We start from the raw sequence: 17,216 nt of genomic DNA on the forward strand, positions 1-17,216 counted from the left end.
TCACTCCGTAATTGATTTCGTTTCTAATTCATAAACCCCTTCAGCATTGTGAACTTCTTTTCCATTCAGAGGAGTGTTAAATACACAAGTCATTTTCATCGCCTTTAACGTGAGTAAAATGTGCTTGTCATGTTTATCCAAGATATAAATTGTGCCGGGCTTAATTAGTTTGTGGCCTAATTATTTTATGTTAACTAATATATCATATAAAATCACAACTTATTGTTTTTACTGTATGGTATAAATTTTTGCTATCGTTTAATTCTTTGAGTACTAAACATAGCACATAAAATGAGACTTGGTTGAATTGAAAAATATATTTAAAACGGTCAGGGTGAGGGTTTCTATTTGAAATGATTATTATTGTAATTTTTGTCTGGAATGCCTTTAATAAGGCATCTTCTTTTTAACTACTTTTGTTCATATCTGGCGGTCACCCTATGACGCTCGGTTTCTCCCAATTTCGAGAATTACGCAATAGGGACTTGTTCTGACAAAGTGAATTCAGCCAAAAAAAGGGGCAGGATTTTATCATTTGACCGTTATATAAACTATCAAATAATAAAAACCTGCCCAATTTTTATAAGCTGAATTCAGCTGGTAGTAATTGAAGAACTATCAGCTTAGTCAAATGCTTATTATGCTTGTGGAGGTGTACCTTCAGCGTTAGAAACAACAGCGTCGATTTGTACTAAAGCGTCCATTTCAATTTGAGAAACACCAACAACTGTGCGTGCTGGAAGGTCGCTTTGGAAGAATGTTGTGTAAACTTCGTTTACAGCATCAATATCTGCGATATCTTTAAGTTGGATATTGATTTTAACTACATCGTCCATCACGTGATTAACACTTTCCACGATTGCCTTGATGTTTTTCATGCATTGCTCAGCTTGCTCTTTTGCACCGCCAGCAACGATTGCATTTGTTTTCACGTCAACTGGTAGTTGAGCTGCAATGTGGTTGTAGTGAGAGAAAGCAACAGTTTGCGTGTGTAGTGCGCTTTGTGGTGCATTTTCAGTGTTGTTTGCACGAATTACGATGCCGTGACGATCTTCAACTTCCTGTGGTGGTGTACCGTCGCCGTGAGATACAGAAGCATCAATCTGCACTAGTGCACCCATAGGTAGCGCTGAAGCTGCAATAACTGAACGAGCTGGAACGTAAGCCACTGTGCGAGCAATAGCTGAATCAGGGAAGAACGTTGAGTACACTTCGTTTACTGCATCAACATCAGCTAGATCGTTTAGGTACATGTTGATTTTAACGATGTCATCGAAAGGAACATCGATGCTTTCTAGAATCGTTTTCATGTTCTTCAGACACTGAGCTGTTTGCTCTTTCACGCCGCCTTCAACAAGCGCACCCGTTTTAGGGTCAACTGGTAGCTGAGCAGAGATGTTGTTGTAGTGAGAGAAAGCTACAGTTTGTGTAGATACAGCACTTTGTGGTGCATTTTCAGTGTTGCGTGAAAGCTTGATAAGCGCACAAGGATCTTGTGGAGCAGTACCTTCACCGTTTGAGATAAGCGCATCCATTTGAACTAACGCATCGCTCATAGGTAGAGCTGCAACTTGAACCGTGGTACGTGTTGGAAGAAGGTTTTCAAAGAAAGTTGCGTAAACTTCGTCTACTGCTTCAACATCTTCGATGTTCTTAAGGAATACGTTGATTTTAACAACGTCGTCCATCACGTGGTCGATACTTTCAACGATCGCTTTAATGTTAGTTAAACACTGTTTAGCTTGTTCTTTTACATCACCAACGACGATTTCACCAGTTTTAGGGTCTACAGGTAATTGTGCAGAAAAGTTATTATAGTGAGAAAAAGCCACTGTTTGTGAAGATAGAGTGCTTTGAGGTGCATTTTCAGTGTTTCGAGAAACTTTGATGATCGTGCCGGTCATGTCGATGTTTATCCTTTTATGTAGTTATATAGTACAGAAGTATGTATTTATCTTTAATAGATTTTATTTGGAAGAATAATTAAAGTGATGCAATGGTAAGTTAAATTATTTAGGGTAAATGTGACACACATCAAAATATCATTTCACTAGAATACATAAATCAATAGGATAAATAGTCAATTTGCGAATAATTATCCGCAATTATGTTAATAATCTGGCGGCAATAACATTTTTTATGCGAATAATTCGTCAGTTGTGAATATAATCTCAGTGATTTAAATGCCAGATTTGCTGAATTTAGTCCAATTTTGATAAATTGATCACACAAATTCAAGAATAAGCTCCATTGGTGCATCATTTCTGTCGTTATAAATGCATAAATTCCCTGGGGTGTCTTACGGAGTTCCTCTTCTTCGTAATAAAGGTTTTCGACAGAGAAAAATATGACTTTAAAATCAATGACAAAGCTTATATATATCGAGTGGGGTGAAGCGTGGCCGCCTTATCCGTCACATGGACTCCCTAATGAAATTAACCTTTAACTTAACAGTAATTCAAAACGAATTTAACACTTTAACAAGGCTGGCACATTATGAATGAGAGGACTTTTTTAATTTTAGTAAATTAAACTATCTGTCGTACGATTGGTGATAGCGTATTTCCTTTAATTCCAATCGAACTATATAGAAATCTAACAGAATAAAAAATATAACAGGACGATCTAACAGGACAGGTACCATATAAAAGAAAGAACTTTCTTAGTTTCAGTAAATTAAACTATCAGTCGTACGGTTGGTGAGGGCGTATTTCCTTTAATTCTAATCGAACTATATTGGCTGTTGAAAACTGCAAAGAGATCGAGATGACAACAGCCAGAAGCCAGCAAATCTGTTTAGAAGCCACCCCTTATTATCATTGTGTTTCACGTTGTGTACGCTGCACTTTTCTGTATTCCGTTCAGGCTAATGGATTATATTGAGCTGGCCGACTGGACAAGCAGAGAGTTCCAGGAGGGTAAGTCAGGTATTAGCGAAAAGCTTCCGCCACTATTGGAAAGGCTTAGCCTACCGGGAAAAGAATGGCTGAAAGTCTGCACGCAACTGGAAAGAAAGCGTTCCTTGCTCGTGGGCAGCAAACACAGTTTCTGTTTGGCGAAACCTCAGCTTCAAAGAGGCCGAATGTGCGGGTATCAACTAAGCTAAGTGCCCCCTGGTTATCCTTCTTCATCAAGCACGGTATGTGTTGTGATTTGTCACGTCTTGAAAATATGAAAATCAGGTAACTCACAGAAAAATTGTGCCGACCAAGCTGAATAGCTTGCGTTAAGAGTTGGAGGTGTCAATTCAGGGAGTGGGTGGTAGAGATTGTTTTTGGGATGCCTGTCCTGTTAATTGTTGTTAATTGTTAGCGCTATCAGCTTTTCTGAGGATCTCTTCACGGCATAACTCTTAGTTGATAAAGTAAATCACATTGGTTTATATTGTTAACTAATTTGGGGCTTTTAAAGATCATTAATGGACAATTCAACGGGTAAGTATTTGTTTAAGCTGATTCAGAGTTATCGCTCTGAAATGCGTAGTGCAATTGATGCAAAATCATTAAATATCAATGCAATGCATATTCAATGTTTGAGGTTTATTGCGGAAACACCAGATTGTACGGCCAACTGTATCGTACAGGGGCTAGCACGTGATAAGTCGCAGATCTCTATCTTAATTAAGGACATGGTCAGCAAGGGCTGGGTTGAGCGAAAGCCGAATCAGATTGATAAACGCAGTAAAATATTGGTACTGACAGCAGCTGGCAAAGAGTTGGTAGGCAAGGTTTGTGAAGAGGAAGCAGTCGTTAGTCAGCGTATGCAAGAAGGACTGTCTGAGGAGGAGCTCGCTACATTTCAAGCAATAATCACAACCATGATTAAAAACCTGAAGTCATAAGCTTAAGGTGAATGTGACTGAAATGAGCACGCACATCGACTAAGCTCGTATTGATCATTTGCCTCGGGTTGAAGAAAATGCGTTTATCCGAGGCATAGGCTTTTAATGACTAGAGTATCTTGGAGTGTCTGCTCTGGTTCAAAGAGCTGTTCTTGCCGACGGTGTGCAAGCTCACATTGTTGTTTAACAATCCTTGTAGGCGCTTAAGTTCAGCCACATTTGCTCGTAATCTGCAGCGTCACGCTCGCCACTTTATTGAAAAGAAGGGAAACAACATTCACTAAACGGCACTAAACAATGGCCCGTTATTTAATCATGAAGGTAGCCATATACAGCTAGCTACATGATATTAATTGCCCTCCCTATTAAGAAAACATTACCTGATCAACGCTAAACTGTCATAAAGAGTGTTATGGCGCTATTAATATCATCTCAATCAAATTTTCTCGCCATTAATAAGCTATAAGGTTCATATTAAGTGCTACTTTATTGACCTAGAGTCATACTTTATGGGTACATTTCTGTTGTAAGATGTCTAGGTTTTGACACAGTCGCCATTACCTTGACGGCGTCTTGGCAGTTTTTCCATAGTTTGCCAGCTTGTTGTCATGACTCGGTTATTGCGTAAATTGGATTATGGCGTACCAATTTAATCATGGTGTATAGCGGCACCATTGCAGAGGTTAACTGAAATTAATTCTGTCTAATTTAAGTTAAGAGTAGTCAAGAGAAATACAATGAAAATAATAAGAAAGTTATTACAAGCAATCGGCCTCAAGAGTATCCAAGCACAGCTGTTGTTACTGAATATTGTGTTAGTTCTATCCGGCTTCAGTGCAATGGCAATCATTTATAACGGAATGGAAGCAGACGCATCGACAATTAATATTGCAGGGCGTCAACGCATGCTGTCGCAGCGGGTAGCCAAAGAAGCTCTGCTGGTACAGTCCGGGATGGGGCAGGAGGCAGGGGTCCATAAGACAATTGAGCTGTTTGAATCCTCAATGCAAATGTTACTGGATGGAGATAAAGCGCTGGGCATTTCACCGCCTATGACGTCTGAAATTACAGATCAGTTAAAGAAAGTGAATGCGCTATGGCGTAATTATCGGGAAGGTATTCAGATGTTACTGCTCGTTGCTGATAACGACCCGCGTAGTACGGAGCTGATAAGAGATCTCCATCAGCGATCTCCGGTTATCCTCAGCGAAATGAACCGGGCTGTGAAGATGATGGAGGGGGCCAGTAATGCCAGCGTGAAGAGCAAGATGCAGATCACTTTGGGTTTGATTTTTTTGTTGATGCTGCTTTCCGGGATCTTTTATCTCTATGTATACCTGTTCCTAATGACTCCATTGCTGCCGCTTCGCGAAGCATTGAAGATGTTTGCCAAAGGTGATCTGACTAAAGCGTTACCGTCAGATGATAATGGTGATGAAGTCGGGGCTCTCTATACCGATTACAACGAGGCTCGGAAAGGTTTTTCCAATATGTTGGGAAGTGTTATTAAATCTAGCGAGCAGCTCAGTGTTTCCAGTTTGCAGCTTAAAAAGGCTGCAATGGAGAATGCTGGCGGGATGGAGCAGCAATATCAGGAGATCGAGCTTCTCTCTACGGCAATGAATGAAATCACAGCCACCATTCAAGAGGTTGCCGGTAGTAGTGCTAATGCCTCGGAATATACCAATCGTGCCGAGAAGGAGGCTAACAGCGGACGTGATGTTATGGGAGAAGCAGCCACTGCGATAGGGGAGCTCAACCAACAGGTTCAGTCTGTGGGAGCCGTTATCAATACATTGAATGACGATAGCATGGGGATTAATAAAGTGCTGGATGTCATCAATGATATTGCAGATCAGACCAATCTATTGGCGTTAAATGCAGCGATAGAAGCAGCTCGAGCTGGTGAGGCAGGTCGCGGCTTTGCGGTTGTCGCCGATGAAGTTCGTGGGCTTGCAGCAAGAACCGCGAATTCTACCAGCGAAATTCAACAGATGGTTGAGAAGCTGCAAACCCAGGCACATCAGGCGGTACAGGCTATTAGTAGTGGTCAAAAACAGGCTGCTATTGGGGTTGATCATATGCAGCAGGCAGACAAGGCGCTGGAGCGGATCGTCGAAGCTGTCGCAGCTATTAATGAAATGAATGCCCATATAGCGACAGCGACAAGAGAAGAGAGTGACGTGGCCGATGACATGAACCAACGCATTGTTCATGTGGCTGATACCTCGCGCAAGACCCGTTATAACGCGACTAATAATCAGGAGCTTGCTGAGCATCTATCTGAGGTGGGTGAAGAACTACGTAATTATACGGTTCGTTTTCACATCTAGCGTCAGCGTGTCATTACCTGTGAGGCCTTGCGGCTTTAAGCTAGCTATATGTGCCATACAATAGAAAACCGTTTTGCCCTTTCCCCTTATTTAGGAGTGAGGCAAAACGGTTCATTTTATTTCTTCATCTTATGCCGGAATATCTTTAGCCACGCTGGCTAGCGTATCGATAATCACGTCGATGTGCTGCTTCTCGATGATTAGTGGCGGCGACAGCGCGATGGTGTTGCCCATACTACGTACCATTACCCCCTTGTCGTAGCATTGCTTCAAGATATCAAAACCAATCGGCTTACCGTCGGCAGGGGCGGCAAACTGTACCGCACCAATCAGGCCGTAGTTACGGATGTCGACAATAGATGGAATCCCTTTTAGCGAATGGAGGCCTTGTTGGAAGTATTGGCCGATTTCGCCGCTGGCACGCTCAAGCAAGCCTTCACGCTGGTAAATATCTAAGGTTGCAAGGCCCGCTGCACAGGCAACAGGGTGGCCGGAGTAGGTATAACCATGGAAGAACTCGACCGCTCCTTCTGGCGCACTGTTAACAACCGTCTGGTAGATTTCGTCTTTGGCAAATACGGCACCAAGCGGTACTACACCACTGGTGATCCCTTTGGCCGAGGTGATCAGATCAGGCACCACGTCGAATTCTTCTGAGGCAAAAGAAGAGCCCAAGCGTCCCCAGCCAGTAATGACCTCATCGAAGATCAGTACTACATCGTGCTTGCTACAGATCTCACGCAGGCGGCGTAGGTAGCCTTTTGGTGGCAGGATCACACCGCCGGCACCGGCAACAGGCTCGACAATCACTGCCGCCACGCTGTCGGCACCGTGGAACTGGATCAGTTGTTCCAGTTGCTCGGCTTTGTCTGCACCATGCTCGGGAAGTCCTTGGCTGAAGGCATTGTTGGCGATATCTAAAGTATGTGACAGGTGGTCAGTTGGCAGCAGTGGGCCAAAGCCCTTGCGGTTTGGGGTCAGGCCACCGACGGAAATGCCACCGAAGTTTACCCCGTGGTAACCGAGCTCGCGGCCGATAAACTTGAACTTGCCGGTATTGCCTTTGGCCTGCTGGTAGGCAAGGGCAATTTTCAATGCACTTTCTACTGCCTCTGAACCTGAGTTGGTGAAAAATACCTTGTTCAGCCCCGGAGGGGTGAAGGAAACCAGGCGCTCAGCAAACTCAAAACCGATATCGTGACCGAAGTTGAATGGTGAGCTGTAATCGAGCTCGGCCACCTGCTTGGCCATTGCCTCGCCAATTTCGCTGCGGCCGTGGCCTGCATTGACACACCACAGCCCAGCAGTGGCGTCGAGCAGCTGGGTACCGTTATCTGAATAACAGTACATGCCCTCGGCACGGTTGATGATCCGGGGATTGGCCTTAAAGTTGCGGTTAGCCGTAAACGGCATCCAGAACGCATCGTAGCTGACTTTCTTTTCCATGTGCTGGCTCTATGGTTGTGTTGGTATTGAGCTAAAGGTTAACGAGATGTTGCATTGTGGAAAATCACTGCAAATAAAAATAAAGGTTTATCTCCGTCAAACATTCCCTGAAGGGGGGGCTAACTCATCCTGCATGAAGCTGACGAAGGCGCGCGCGGCACTGGAAAGATAGTGGCTGGATTTCCAGCCGATCCCTAGGTGCAGTGGGATCGCTGGCTCAAAGGGAACCGTGACGAGATCCGGCTCATCCCGAAGGATGATTGGCAGGCAGGTACAAATGCCAATTTCCTTGCGAACCAGTGATTTTAGCAGCTCGATAAGATTGGTCTCGAAGCGAATATCTGGGGTGATTTTATGTTGCTGGCAGTAACTGCTGACTGCTTCGCGGAGAAAATACCCATTACGGAATAATACTAGCGGCTGCTGGCAAAACTGTTCGAGGGTAATGTTTGCTTGCTGGGCAAGCGGATGTGAGTAAGGGAGGCAGGCGACAATTTGCTCCTTAGCCAGGGTGATATGGCGGATCTGATCATGGATGCGATCAGATCGTATCAGTGCCAAATCCAGCTGGCCGTCGAGCAGCATTTTTTCCAGTGTCGCGGTGCCTGCTTCATGGATGTTGACCTGAATACCTGGGTAGGTCTGCTTAAATTGCGCCAGTGTATCTGGCAGATAGTAAGAGCCGAGCATGGCAGACACACCGAAGTTAATGACCCCGCTTTCCAGCCCCTTCAATTCCTGTAGTTCTTTTTGTGCCTGGTCAACATCTTCAAGAATACGTTTGGCATGGCGAAGCAGTACCTGGCCGTCTGCGGTCAGGCTCATCTTCCGCTCGGCACGGTTGATCAGCTTTAGCTCTAGCTGCTGTTCCAGTTTTTGGATACTGATACTCAATGCCGATTGGGCAATGCCGAGCTGATCGGCGGCTTTGGTAAAGTTACTGGTCTGCGCTAGCACGGTGAAATAGTGTAGCCGTTTGAGATCCATTTGCACTCCTTTGCGATGGTCTGTCCGTTGCTGTCTATCAATTAAATATATGGAAACTATATTTACCATATATTGTTAATATTATCCTGCTCTCGTTATAGTTTTGTTAATCCGATTGGCCGGCGATGCCAGACGGCAATCCAATAACAGTTAAGTCAACCTCACCGGGCCGGAGAGTCTGGTAAAGAGATAAAAGGAAGCTACCCATGAATATTGCTCCAGCAGTGAACGAGAAGATGACCCAGTACTCAGGTTTTATGCTTTCTCCATATCCGGCTAACCCGCGCTTGCAAGTGGTAACGCTGGACAAAAATACCTTGGATCGTTTTATTGATTTGAGCGCCAACTGGAGCCTGCAGTCGCTGGAGTACAAGCCGTTTTTGCGCTATGCCGTGGCTGATGCATTGGACAAGGCTTGTGATTACCAGCTAGGTGAATTGCTGGTCGCGACAATGGAAAGCCGTGAAACCGGTGCCTTCCTGCTTCAGGCAGACGAGCAAGCACAAGCTGCTTTTGAGGACACTGACGAGCAGCGTGATTTCTTCGTTAAGCTTTCAACGGCGGTATCTCACCTGATCGGTATCCCGAACTTTGACGCAATGTATGGCAAGTACTACGCCCGTTTCACGGTTAAAAATGACGACAACAGCGACAGCTACCTGCGTCAGGCCCACCGCCGTATGGAGCTGCACAATGACGGAACCTATGTGAATGAGCGTACCGATTTTGTCCTGATGATGAAAATGGACGAGAAGAACATGGAAATGGGCGATTCGTTGCTGCTTCATGTTGATGAGTGGCAGGATCTGGAGCGTTTTTATCACCACCCGATGGCGAAGCAAGACATTGTCTGGGGCGCGCCGCCAAGCAAAAACGTCGGTTATACCATCGAGCACCCGGTGTTCTTCGAAGAAGACGTTAACGGCAAACCTCACATGCTGTTTATCGACCAGTTCGCCCAGCCGCAGAACATGCAGCAGGGGCTCTACCTGCACCAGATGAGTGAGTCTCTGGAAACTGACACTAACTGTTTCAATGTTCGGGTGAAAGTCGGTGCAATGCTGGTGGTGCAAAACCACTGCTGGCTGCATGGCCGAGATAAGTTTGTTGCCCACGAAGGCCTTAAGCGCGAACTGCTGCGCCAGCGTGGCCACTTTACTCGCTAAGTAACCGTCAACTGCTGAGAAAAAATATAATGGAATAATACCAATCGGGATAAGTAAGTGTTCAGGTAATTGCGCAGGAAAAATCACCTAAGACAAGGAAGAATTTGCAGTAACTAGTGGTCCTAATTACAAAAATTCTAACGTAGTAATAGGTGGTTTTAACCAGCAAGAGTGATCAAGTACTTATGCTGATTGGTATAAGCCTCGCCGCAGCTATTGCGGCGAGCTGGTATCAATGGAGTGGTAATTAGTGAGTATGATTTACGATTACATCATCATCGGTGGTGGGATTGTCGGGGTATCAACGGCTTGGCAGCTGCAGCAGCGCAATCCTGGCAAATCGATTTTATTGATTGAGAAGGAGCCAGGTCTGTCACGCCATCAGACGGGCCATAACAGCGGAGTGATCCATGCCGGGGTGTATTATGCGCCGGGCAGCCTGAAGGCGGAATTTTGCAAGGCTGGCGTTGAAGCGACAATCCAGTTTTGTGCCAGGCATCAAATACCGGTAGAGAACTGCGGCAAGTTGTTGGTTGCGACCAGTGAGCTTGAACTGGAGCGGATGCAGGCACTGTACCAGCGCTGCGAAGACAATGATATTGAGGTTGAGTTGCTGGATCAGGCGGCATTAAAACAAAAAGAACCCAATATCGAGGGGCTAGGTGCCATTTTGGTCGATACCACCAGTATCGTGAACTACCGTTTGGTCACTGAGAAGATGGCCGAGGAGTTCAGGGAGCTAGGCGGTGATCTCATGCTGGGGACAGTGGTGAAAGGGCTGAGTGAAAGTGAAGAGCAAATCACAGTAACTGGCATAAAAAACACAGAAAAAGTGTCGTTATCATGTCGCTTTTTGATTGCTTGCTCGGGGCTGATGGCTGATAGGGTTACGCGAATGCTGGGGATCAATACTGATTTTCAGATCATCCCCTATCGGGGTGAATACTACCAGTTGCCGGAAAAATACAACCAGATCGTTAATCACCTGATCTACCCAATCCCTGATCCAGATTTGCCGTTTCTAGGTGTCCACCTAACAAGAATGATTGATGGCTCGGTAACCGTTGGCCCCAATGCGGTACAAGGCTGGAAACGTGAAGGTTACGGCAAAGTGAATGTCAGTTTTAAAGACATACGTGACATGGTCACTTTTGGTGGGTTCTGGAAGGTCACGGCCAAGCACCTAAAAACAGGGCTGATTGAAACGATGAACTCCTGGTGGAAACCCGGTTATCTCAAGCTGGTCAATAAATACTGCCCGAAGATTGAAGTCGGTGATCTGCAGCCGTATCCGGCCGGTATTCGTGCCCAGGCAGTATTGAAAGATGGTACATTGGTTCATGATTTTTTGTTTGCTGAAAGCCGCCGTAGCCTACATGTCTGTAATGCGCCTTCGCCTGCCGCGACGTCTGCTATCCCAATCGGGGATTATATCTGTAACAAGGTAACTGAGAAGCAGCAGCCTGATGAGGCTGTTGCCGCTATCTGATTGTTCATTCATCGCCTCATCCCCGCCATGGCGGGGATGAGGCATTAGATTAACCGCGGATCAGCTATCGCGATAAAAATCACGCAACGTCTTGATAAACAAAGAGCGCACCTTATTGACGGTACTGGTCTTTTTGGTAATTGCCATGATTTCCAGGGTATAGAAGCGCCTGTCCGGGGCAATGGCTTTCAGCTCGCCGGCATCGACATAGGGCTGGGCGTAGTTCTCTGGTAAGAAACCAATGAACTTTGATGACAGCAGTAAGGCTAACCGAGATTCATAATTATAGGCGGTGGCCTTGAGGTTCATGTTTGCCAGGTGCCCGTTGATATTTTCCTGGGTTTTCATCCCCGCATAGACCACCGGAAAGCCATCAATGATCTCGTCACTAAGCTCTTCCTTGCTAAGCTCGAACAGTGGGTTGTCGTGGCTGCAGTACAGGTAGCAGTGATCGGAATAGATATGCTGGTACTCCAGCCCATCAAGGCTGCGATGGTAGGGTATGAACCCGATATCGGCCTCCTCACTCATCACTAGCCTTTCTATTTCGGTCATCCTGGCCACTTCGGATGTGAGGTATACCTCGTTCGCCAGTTTCGAGAATTTCCTGAACACATCGGGGATCCGGGCACGGTTGTCCAGGCTGATGGTATCACTGAACAGGACGGTCAGGCTGCCGGATAACTGAGTATCGAGGTGGTTAATGGTATTACGAAAATCTTCCAGTTCGCCCAATAACTTAATGGTGGCATCGTAGACTACAGAGCCTTCCTCTGTGAGGGAAAAACCAGCGCGTCCGCGGCGGCACAGGGTGAGGTTGAGGCGGGATTCAAGGTTGGAGATATGAATACTGATGGTTGAACGGCTGATATTGAGCTCTGTTTCGGCTGCAGAAAAACCACCGCAATCGGCCACTGTTTTAAAAATCTTTAGCTGCTTGATTTCGTAATCCCCGATCTGTCCTATCGGGAGAGAGGCTCTTGTCATTGTTTTATGCCCATAAAACTTCAGGTTTATCAGTGAATATTTATTCACCAGCTGTAATTGTTAATATTCTGTATACGCATTATGAATGGATTTGAAACATCATTCTTTGAACCCTGTAATAGTTCTCAGCAGCGGATGGTTAAGTTATGGAAGATTTACGTTTGGTCCTATCACATGCCTATATAGATGGGCACTGGGTGGCGGCAGATAGAGGCGCTAGCATGCCAGTGGTTAATCCGGCTGATGGTTCGTTGATAACCGATGTTCCGAATATGGGAGCCAGTGAGGCCGAAGCTGCCGTTGTTGCTGCTGACAAGGCTTTTCAGAGCTGGCGGAAAACCACGGCCAAATATCGAGCGGGCTTGCTGAAGGCTTGGTTCGAGCTGATTGTCGAACACGCAGATGAACTGGCTAAATTGCTGACCACTGAGCAAGGCAAGCCGTATAAAGAAGCCTATGGCGAGGTAATGTACGGTGCGTCATTCATTGAGTGGTTTGCCGAAGAAGCTAAGCGTACTTACGGCGATCATATTCCTGCGGCTATGCCGGGTAACCGTTATCTCACCATCAAGCAGCCGGTGGGGGTCGTAACTGCGATTACTCCCTGGAATTTTCCGGTTGCGATGATCACCCGTAAGGTCGGTCCGGCACTGGCTGCGGGTTGTACCGTAGTCGTGAAGCCGGGCGAAGATACCCCCTTATGTGCATTGGCGATGGCCAAATTAGCCGAGCAGGCCGGGATCCCCAAAGGCGTGATCAATGTGGTGACAACGGCCAGGCCAGCAGAAGTGGGGCAGGTACTGTGTACCCATCCGCTGGTAAGGAAGGTGTCGTTCACCGGATCGACGCCAGTCGGTAAACATATTCTTCGTCAGGCTGCTGATACGGTAAAGAAAGTATCGATGGAGCTGGGTGGCAACGCACCGTTTATCGTTTTTGATGATGCCGATTTGGATAAGGCTGTTCAGGGGGCATTGATCTCCAAGTACCGCAATGCCGGGCAAACCTGTGTGTGTACCAACCGGCTTTATATTCATGATGCGGTTTATGATCAGTTTATGGCTCGCTATATCGAGGCGGTGGCTCACCTCAAACTCGGTGACGGCCTGGCGGAAGGCACCGAGATTGGTCCTTTGATCAACGCCAAAGCTGTCGCCAAGGTGGACGGGCTGGTGGCCGAGGCAATCAGCCAGGGGGCCAACCTAGTATTAGGCGGCGCGGTTTCTGATGTCGGTGAGCAGTATTACCAGCCAACTATCTTGGCGGATGTGACTGAGCAGATGGCTATTGCCCACCAGGAGCTATTTGGCCCGGTGACTACCGTATTCCGGTTCACTGACGAAGCTGACGTGATCCAGCGGGCGAATGATACGCCATATGGTCTTGCTGCCTATTTTTACTCTCGGGACAACAGCCGGATCTGGCGGGTAAGCGAGGCTTTGGAATACGGCATTATCGGCATCAATGAAGGTATTATCTCGACAGAAGTCGCCCCGTTCGGCGGCGTTAAGGAGTCGGGCTGCGGCCGTGAAGGCTCTAAGTATGGTATCGAAGACTATTTGGAAATTAAGTACCTTTGTTTGGGCATCGAACAATAATCGATAGTTGCCTGAGTATCGTTTTTCTTTTCAACCCTTAGCTTGTGTTTGTGTCGTACCTAATCGAACGTTTGTTCTAGTGGTGACGTGTTTGGCAATACCTTTTGGTATTGCCTTTTTTTTTGCCTGCAAATAGCCAAAATTGTTTATCTATATTTTGTTTTTAAAGGAGTTTTCTGGCCGATAAAGAAAGGTTTGAGGGGCTTAAAACTTTAGGTGGATAAATAGGAATTTAAAGGTTGTGAACAAATTGTAATGATTGATAACAACATGGCAACGGATGAAGTTAAGACGTCATGGCGCTTATCTCTGTTTGAACCGATGGATTTAAACAGGTGAAGGATAAAAATAACAAGGAGACAAATCCATGCTCAACACCCTACGTAAGTTGCGAAAGAAGAGTTTGAAGAAAACCCTGGCTGGTTACACGCTTGCGGTGTCTGCCACCCTGTCGATGGTGCCCGAGGCATTTTCAGCCGAACACAACTGGCGCTTTGTGAACCTGTACTCGAGGGGAACCGCCTACGGTGAAGTGTACAAGAGCTTTGCTGAAAACATTGAGGCCATGTCTGGCGGCCGTATTGCTGTCCAGGTGATGTATGCCGGTGAGGGTGTTGGTCAGACGGGGGTTTTGGGCTCGGTGAAATCAGGCCTGATGTCTATGGGTGCACCTTTCCAGCCGATGCATGCTGGTGAGTTTCCTCCTGGTGTGGTTGAAGTTGGCCTGCCGGGCATGACAGATGATGTGGGTGAGCTAAGTGCATTGTTCCATGAAAAAGGCTGGGGCGAAGTATTGGAAGAAGCCTATGCCAAGCAGAATCTTGTATGGCTGGAACCCTACATTCAGTTACCTGTTTATGTACTAACCAAAACCCCGATCAATTCAATCGATGATTTTAAGGGAATGAAGATCCGCGCACCGGGTGCTTACGGAAAATTCCTGCGCAAACTAGGCGCGTCACCAGCCTCGCTGTCTTGGAGCGAAATTTACACGAGCCTGGCAACAGGTGTTATTGATGGCTCGATCGGCAGTAACCTGATTGATCACCGCGATGGCAACCACGTGGAAGTCGCCAAGTATATGTACCGTTTGCCTATTGCAGGTGCTCAGGCGCTGCCAATTGTCGTGAACAAGAGTGCATGGAATAAGCTTCCGGCTGATCTACAGGCGATTGTGCGTGGTGCAAGTGCCCAGCACGCCCGCGAGCAGATGACCAAGTCACGTCTGTGGGAATCTCAGGCTGTGGCCGATATGCAAGCGAAGGGCATGAAGTGGAGCCCGCAGCCAAGCAAAGAAGATATCCAAAAATGGAATACGGCGGCTAACTCGCTATGGAGTGAGTATGCCAAGGCTGACAAATATAGCAGCCGCCTGGTTGAGATCCTTCAGCAGTAAACGAGTTAATAGCTGGTAAGGGGCGCAAGCCCCTTTTGTCTTTCTCCGGCTTCAAGGATGATGAATATGTTCAAGATGGCAATGAAGGGATATTGCCTTGGGGTAAATCGCCTGGTTTACCTGATTGGTTTTTCCGCCTCGGTACTGATGCCATTGTTGGCACTGACTGTGGCGTTTGAAGTGTTTTCCCGCTATGTGCTGGATAGCCCGACGATTTGGGCCTACGACGTGTCGCTGTTTTTGTTCGGCTATATTGCTGCACTTGGCGGCGCTTTGGCCCAGCAAAAGAAGGCCCACATCAATGTTGATGTTTTCTATCTGTCGGTCTCTGCCCGGCTTAAATCGCTATTCAATTTGTTCTCATACTCTTTGGCGATCTTCTTTCTTGCAGTAGTCCTGATGATGAGCTTTGGCAAATTTGAAGAAGCCATCGAGTTCAATTATCGCCGCCAGTCTGAATGGGCACCGACCATGGCACACTTCTGGATAATGATGATGGTGGCCTGTGGTTCGTTCATCCTCCAGTACACCAGTGATTTATTGCAGGATATCTACTTCTTGTTTACCGAACGCCAGTTGCTGGCACAACAGGAAGAAATTTGTGACAACCAGGCTGAATCGAATTATACGCCAGCAGGGATGGAGGACGTATGAGTATTGAAGTACTGACATTGCTGCTGATCGGCTGCATTTTGGCAAGTTTTGCTCTTGGGGCGCCGGTTGGGCTTGCATTGGGCGGGATCGCCATGGGAATGGGATACCTGACCTGGGGTGAAGGGATCTTCAACCTGATCCCGACAACCATTGAAAGCAATTTTTTCAGTTTTATTCTGCTGGCGATCCCATTGTATATCTACATGGGCCAACTGCTGACCCGTTCTGGGATCGGGGATGCGATGTTTAATGCCAGTCAGATGCTGATTGGCAAATTGCGAGGATCGCTGGCGATCAGTGTGATCGGCGTGTGTTCGATGATCGGTGCCATGGTCGGTATTATCGGTGCGGGCATCATGACCTCGGGCAGTATTGCGCTAAAACCGATGCTGGATCGCGGCTATGACAAGCGCCTGGCACTTGGGGTGATCATGGCCGGCGGTGGGCTGGGGATCCTGATCCCGCCAAGTATTCCGATGATTATGTATTCGGCCACCACCCAGAACTCGGTCGGTCGGATGTTCATTGCTGCTATCATCCCGGCGTTGATTTCAATTACCCTGCTGGTGGCCTACGTCATTATCAGCTGTAAACTAAAGCCATCGAAAGCGCCGTTGGGCACTGGTGAGGAAAGCCAGATGACCGGCAAGCAGAAGGTGCGCACTGCCCGTGATGGCCTGTTCTCGCTGCTGCTGATTGTTGCGGTTTTGGGCAGTATTATCACCGGCATTGCAACACCGACAGAGTCGGGGGCGATAGGGGTTGTTGGGGCTATTTTGCTGGCGGTGGTTTTCAAACGGTTCCGGTTTGAGATGTTCAAATCCTCCGGTTTTGAAACTGCGATGCTGGTTAGCGTCTCGATGTGGATCATCCTCGGAGCTTCTATTTTCAGTAATTTCCACATGCTAAGTGGTGTGCAGAATATGGTCGCTCAGCTAACCCAGGATCTGGGGCTGCCACCGCTGGGCATGATCATCTTGCTGCAAGTGATCATGCTACTGCTGGGTTTTATTATCGATGAGCTGATCATCGTACTGATGTGCGCACCGCTGTTTACACCGATTGTGGTCTCTTTGGGTTACGATCCTATCTGGTTCGGTATTCTGATGATCCTCAATATTGAAATTGCGGTCCAGACCCCGCCTTATGGTTTTGCGTTGTTCTACCTCAAAGGGATCGCACCACCCGGGGTTACCATGATGGATATTTACCGATCGATTGCACCGTTTATCCTGCTCAAGCTATGTGTCTTGATCCTCTGCATGTTATTCCCGGAAGTGGTGCTGTGGTTGCCGAACAAGATAATGGGAGCGTACTGA

General features: G+C 46.9%; 13 protein-coding genes and 1 pseudogene. 9 read left to right on the plus strand and 5 right to left on the minus strand.

Annotation, left to right across the window (positions count from 1 at the left end):
- Both AC51G0_RS24175 and AC51G0_RS24180 read right to left on the minus strand, forming a co-directional pair.
- The gene (locus AC51G0_RS24175; RefSeq protein ID WP_496302092.1) at positions 1–141 is read right to left on the minus strand and encodes an ectoine synthase; all 141 of its coding nucleotides are present in this window, start codon (positions 139–141) and stop codon (positions 1–3) included.
- 497 nt (positions 142–638) lie between these two features.
- Positions 639–1,904, minus strand: a complete 1,266-nt coding sequence (locus AC51G0_RS24180) for a RidA family protein (RefSeq protein ID WP_496302093.1) — start codon at positions 1,902–1,904, stop codon at positions 639–641.
- Between the two features lie 862 nt (positions 1,905–2,766).
- Between AC51G0_RS24180 and AC51G0_RS24185 the strand changes: the two are divergent.
- From AC51G0_RS24185 to AC51G0_RS24195, 3 genes and pseudogenes are all read left to right on the plus strand, one after another.
- Positions 2,767–2,853, plus strand: a pseudogene (locus AC51G0_RS24185) (transposase); the annotation flags it as partial.
- A 565-nt stretch (positions 2,854–3,418) separates the two neighbouring features.
- The gene (locus AC51G0_RS24190) at positions 3,419–3,841 is read left to right on the plus strand and encodes a MarR family winged helix-turn-helix transcriptional regulator (RefSeq protein ID WP_496302094.1); all 423 of its coding nucleotides are present in this window, start codon (positions 3,419–3,421) and stop codon (positions 3,839–3,841) included.
- 737 nt (positions 3,842–4,578) lie between these two features.
- A complete protein-coding gene (locus tag AC51G0_RS24195; RefSeq protein ID WP_496302095.1) occupies positions 4,579–6,174 on the plus strand; it encodes a methyl-accepting chemotaxis protein in 1,596 nt (531 codons plus the stop codon).
- A gap of 129 nt (positions 6,175–6,303) precedes the next feature.
- On the opposite strand, the gene aptA is transcribed toward AC51G0_RS24195, so the two are convergent.
- Both aptA and AC51G0_RS24205 read right to left on the minus strand, forming a co-directional pair.
- Entirely contained in the window at positions 6,304–7,620 is a 1,317-nt protein-coding gene (aptA, locus tag AC51G0_RS24200; RefSeq protein WP_496302096.1) for an omega-aminotransferase AptA, read from the minus strand.
- 96 nt (positions 7,621–7,716) lie between these two features.
- Positions 7,717–8,607: a LysR family transcriptional regulator gene (locus tag AC51G0_RS24205; RefSeq protein ID WP_496302097.1), complete on the minus strand. Its 891-nt coding sequence runs from the start codon at positions 8,605–8,607 to the stop codon at positions 7,717–7,719.
- Positions 8,608–8,813: 206 nt separating this feature from the next.
- Here AC51G0_RS24205 and glaH point away from each other — a divergent pair, with 206 nt between their 5' ends.
- Together glaH and lhgO are read left to right on the plus strand one after the other, a co-directional pair.
- Complete coding sequence (gene glaH / locus AC51G0_RS24210; protein WP_496302098.1) at positions 8,814–9,773, plus strand: glutarate dioxygenase GlaH; 960 nt, start codon at positions 8,814–8,816, stop codon at positions 9,771–9,773.
- A 250-nt stretch (positions 9,774–10,023) separates the two neighbouring features.
- Positions 10,024–11,262 (plus strand): L-2-hydroxyglutarate oxidase, encoded by a 1,239-nt coding sequence (gene lhgO / locus AC51G0_RS24215; protein WP_496302099.1) that lies wholly within the window; start codon positions 10,024–10,026, stop codon positions 11,260–11,262.
- Between the two features lie 60 nt (positions 11,263–11,322).
- Here the strand turns inward: lhgO and AC51G0_RS24220 are convergent, their stop codons facing one another.
- Positions 11,323–12,249: a LysR family transcriptional regulator gene (locus AC51G0_RS24220; RefSeq protein WP_496302100.1), complete on the minus strand. Its 927-nt coding sequence runs from the start codon at positions 12,247–12,249 to the stop codon at positions 11,323–11,325.
- Between the two features lie 146 nt (positions 12,250–12,395).
- On the opposite strand from AC51G0_RS24220, the gene AC51G0_RS24225 reads away from it, so the two are divergent.
- From AC51G0_RS24225 to AC51G0_RS24240, 4 genes are all read left to right on the plus strand, one after another.
- Positions 12,396–13,847 carry an NAD-dependent succinate-semialdehyde dehydrogenase gene (locus AC51G0_RS24225; RefSeq protein ID WP_496302101.1) on the plus strand — a complete coding sequence of 484 codons (1,452 nt, stop codon included), beginning with the start codon at positions 12,396–12,398 and terminating at the stop codon, positions 13,845–13,847.
- Positions 13,848–14,214: 367 nt separating this feature from the next.
- A complete protein-coding gene (locus tag AC51G0_RS24230; RefSeq protein WP_496302102.1) occupies positions 14,215–15,243 on the plus strand; it encodes a TRAP transporter substrate-binding protein in 1,029 nt (342 codons plus the stop codon).
- Positions 15,244–15,309: 66 nt separating this feature from the next.
- Positions 15,310–15,897, plus strand: coding sequence for a TRAP transporter small permease subunit (locus AC51G0_RS24235; protein WP_496302103.1), 588 nt, complete (start codon positions 15,310–15,312; stop codon positions 15,895–15,897).
- Positions 15,894–17,216: a TRAP transporter large permease gene (locus AC51G0_RS24240; RefSeq protein ID WP_496302104.1), complete on the plus strand. Its 1,323-nt coding sequence runs from the start codon at positions 15,894–15,896 to the stop codon at positions 17,214–17,216. Before AC51G0_RS24235 ends, AC51G0_RS24240 begins: the two co-directional genes overlap by 4 nt.

Source organism: Photobacterium sp. HL06 (assembly GCF_059552575.1).

What these genes read in the sequence shown, in the direction of transcription:
- AC51G0_RS24195 (WP_496302095.1), top strand. Translation starts at nt 4,579, where the DNA reads ATGAAAATAATAAGAAAGTTATTACAAGCAATCGGCCTCAAGAGTATC.
- AC51G0_RS24205 (WP_496302097.1), bottom strand. Translation starts at nt 8,607, where the DNA reads ATGGATCTCAAACGGCTACACTATTTCACCGTGCTAGCGCAGACCAGT.
- AC51G0_RS24180 (WP_496302093.1), bottom strand. Translation starts at nt 1,904, where the DNA reads ATGACCGGCACGATCATCAAAGTTTCTCGAAACACTGAAAATGCACCT.
- AC51G0_RS24225 (WP_496302101.1), top strand. Translation starts at nt 12,396, where the DNA reads ATGGAAGATTTACGTTTGGTCCTATCACATGCCTATATAGATGGGCAC.
- AC51G0_RS24190 (WP_496302094.1), top strand. Translation starts at nt 3,419, where the DNA reads ATGGACAATTCAACGGGTAAGTATTTGTTTAAGCTGATTCAGAGTTAT.
- AC51G0_RS24240 (WP_496302104.1), top strand. Translation starts at nt 15,894, where the DNA reads ATGAGTATTGAAGTACTGACATTGCTGCTGATCGGCTGCATTTTGGCA.
- aptA (WP_496302096.1), bottom strand. Translation starts at nt 7,620, where the DNA reads ATGGAAAAGAAAGTCAGCTACGATGCGTTCTGGATGCCGTTTACGGCT.
- AC51G0_RS24220 (WP_496302100.1), bottom strand. Translation starts at nt 12,249, where the DNA reads ATGACAAGAGCCTCTCTCCCGATAGGACAGATCGGGGATTACGAAATC.
- AC51G0_RS24230 (WP_496302102.1), top strand. Translation starts at nt 14,215, where the DNA reads ATGCTCAACACCCTACGTAAGTTGCGAAAGAAGAGTTTGAAGAAAACC.
- glaH (WP_496302098.1), top strand. Translation starts at nt 8,814, where the DNA reads ATGAATATTGCTCCAGCAGTGAACGAGAAGATGACCCAGTACTCAGGT.
- AC51G0_RS24235 (WP_496302103.1), top strand. Translation starts at nt 15,310, where the DNA reads ATGTTCAAGATGGCAATGAAGGGATATTGCCTTGGGGTAAATCGCCTG.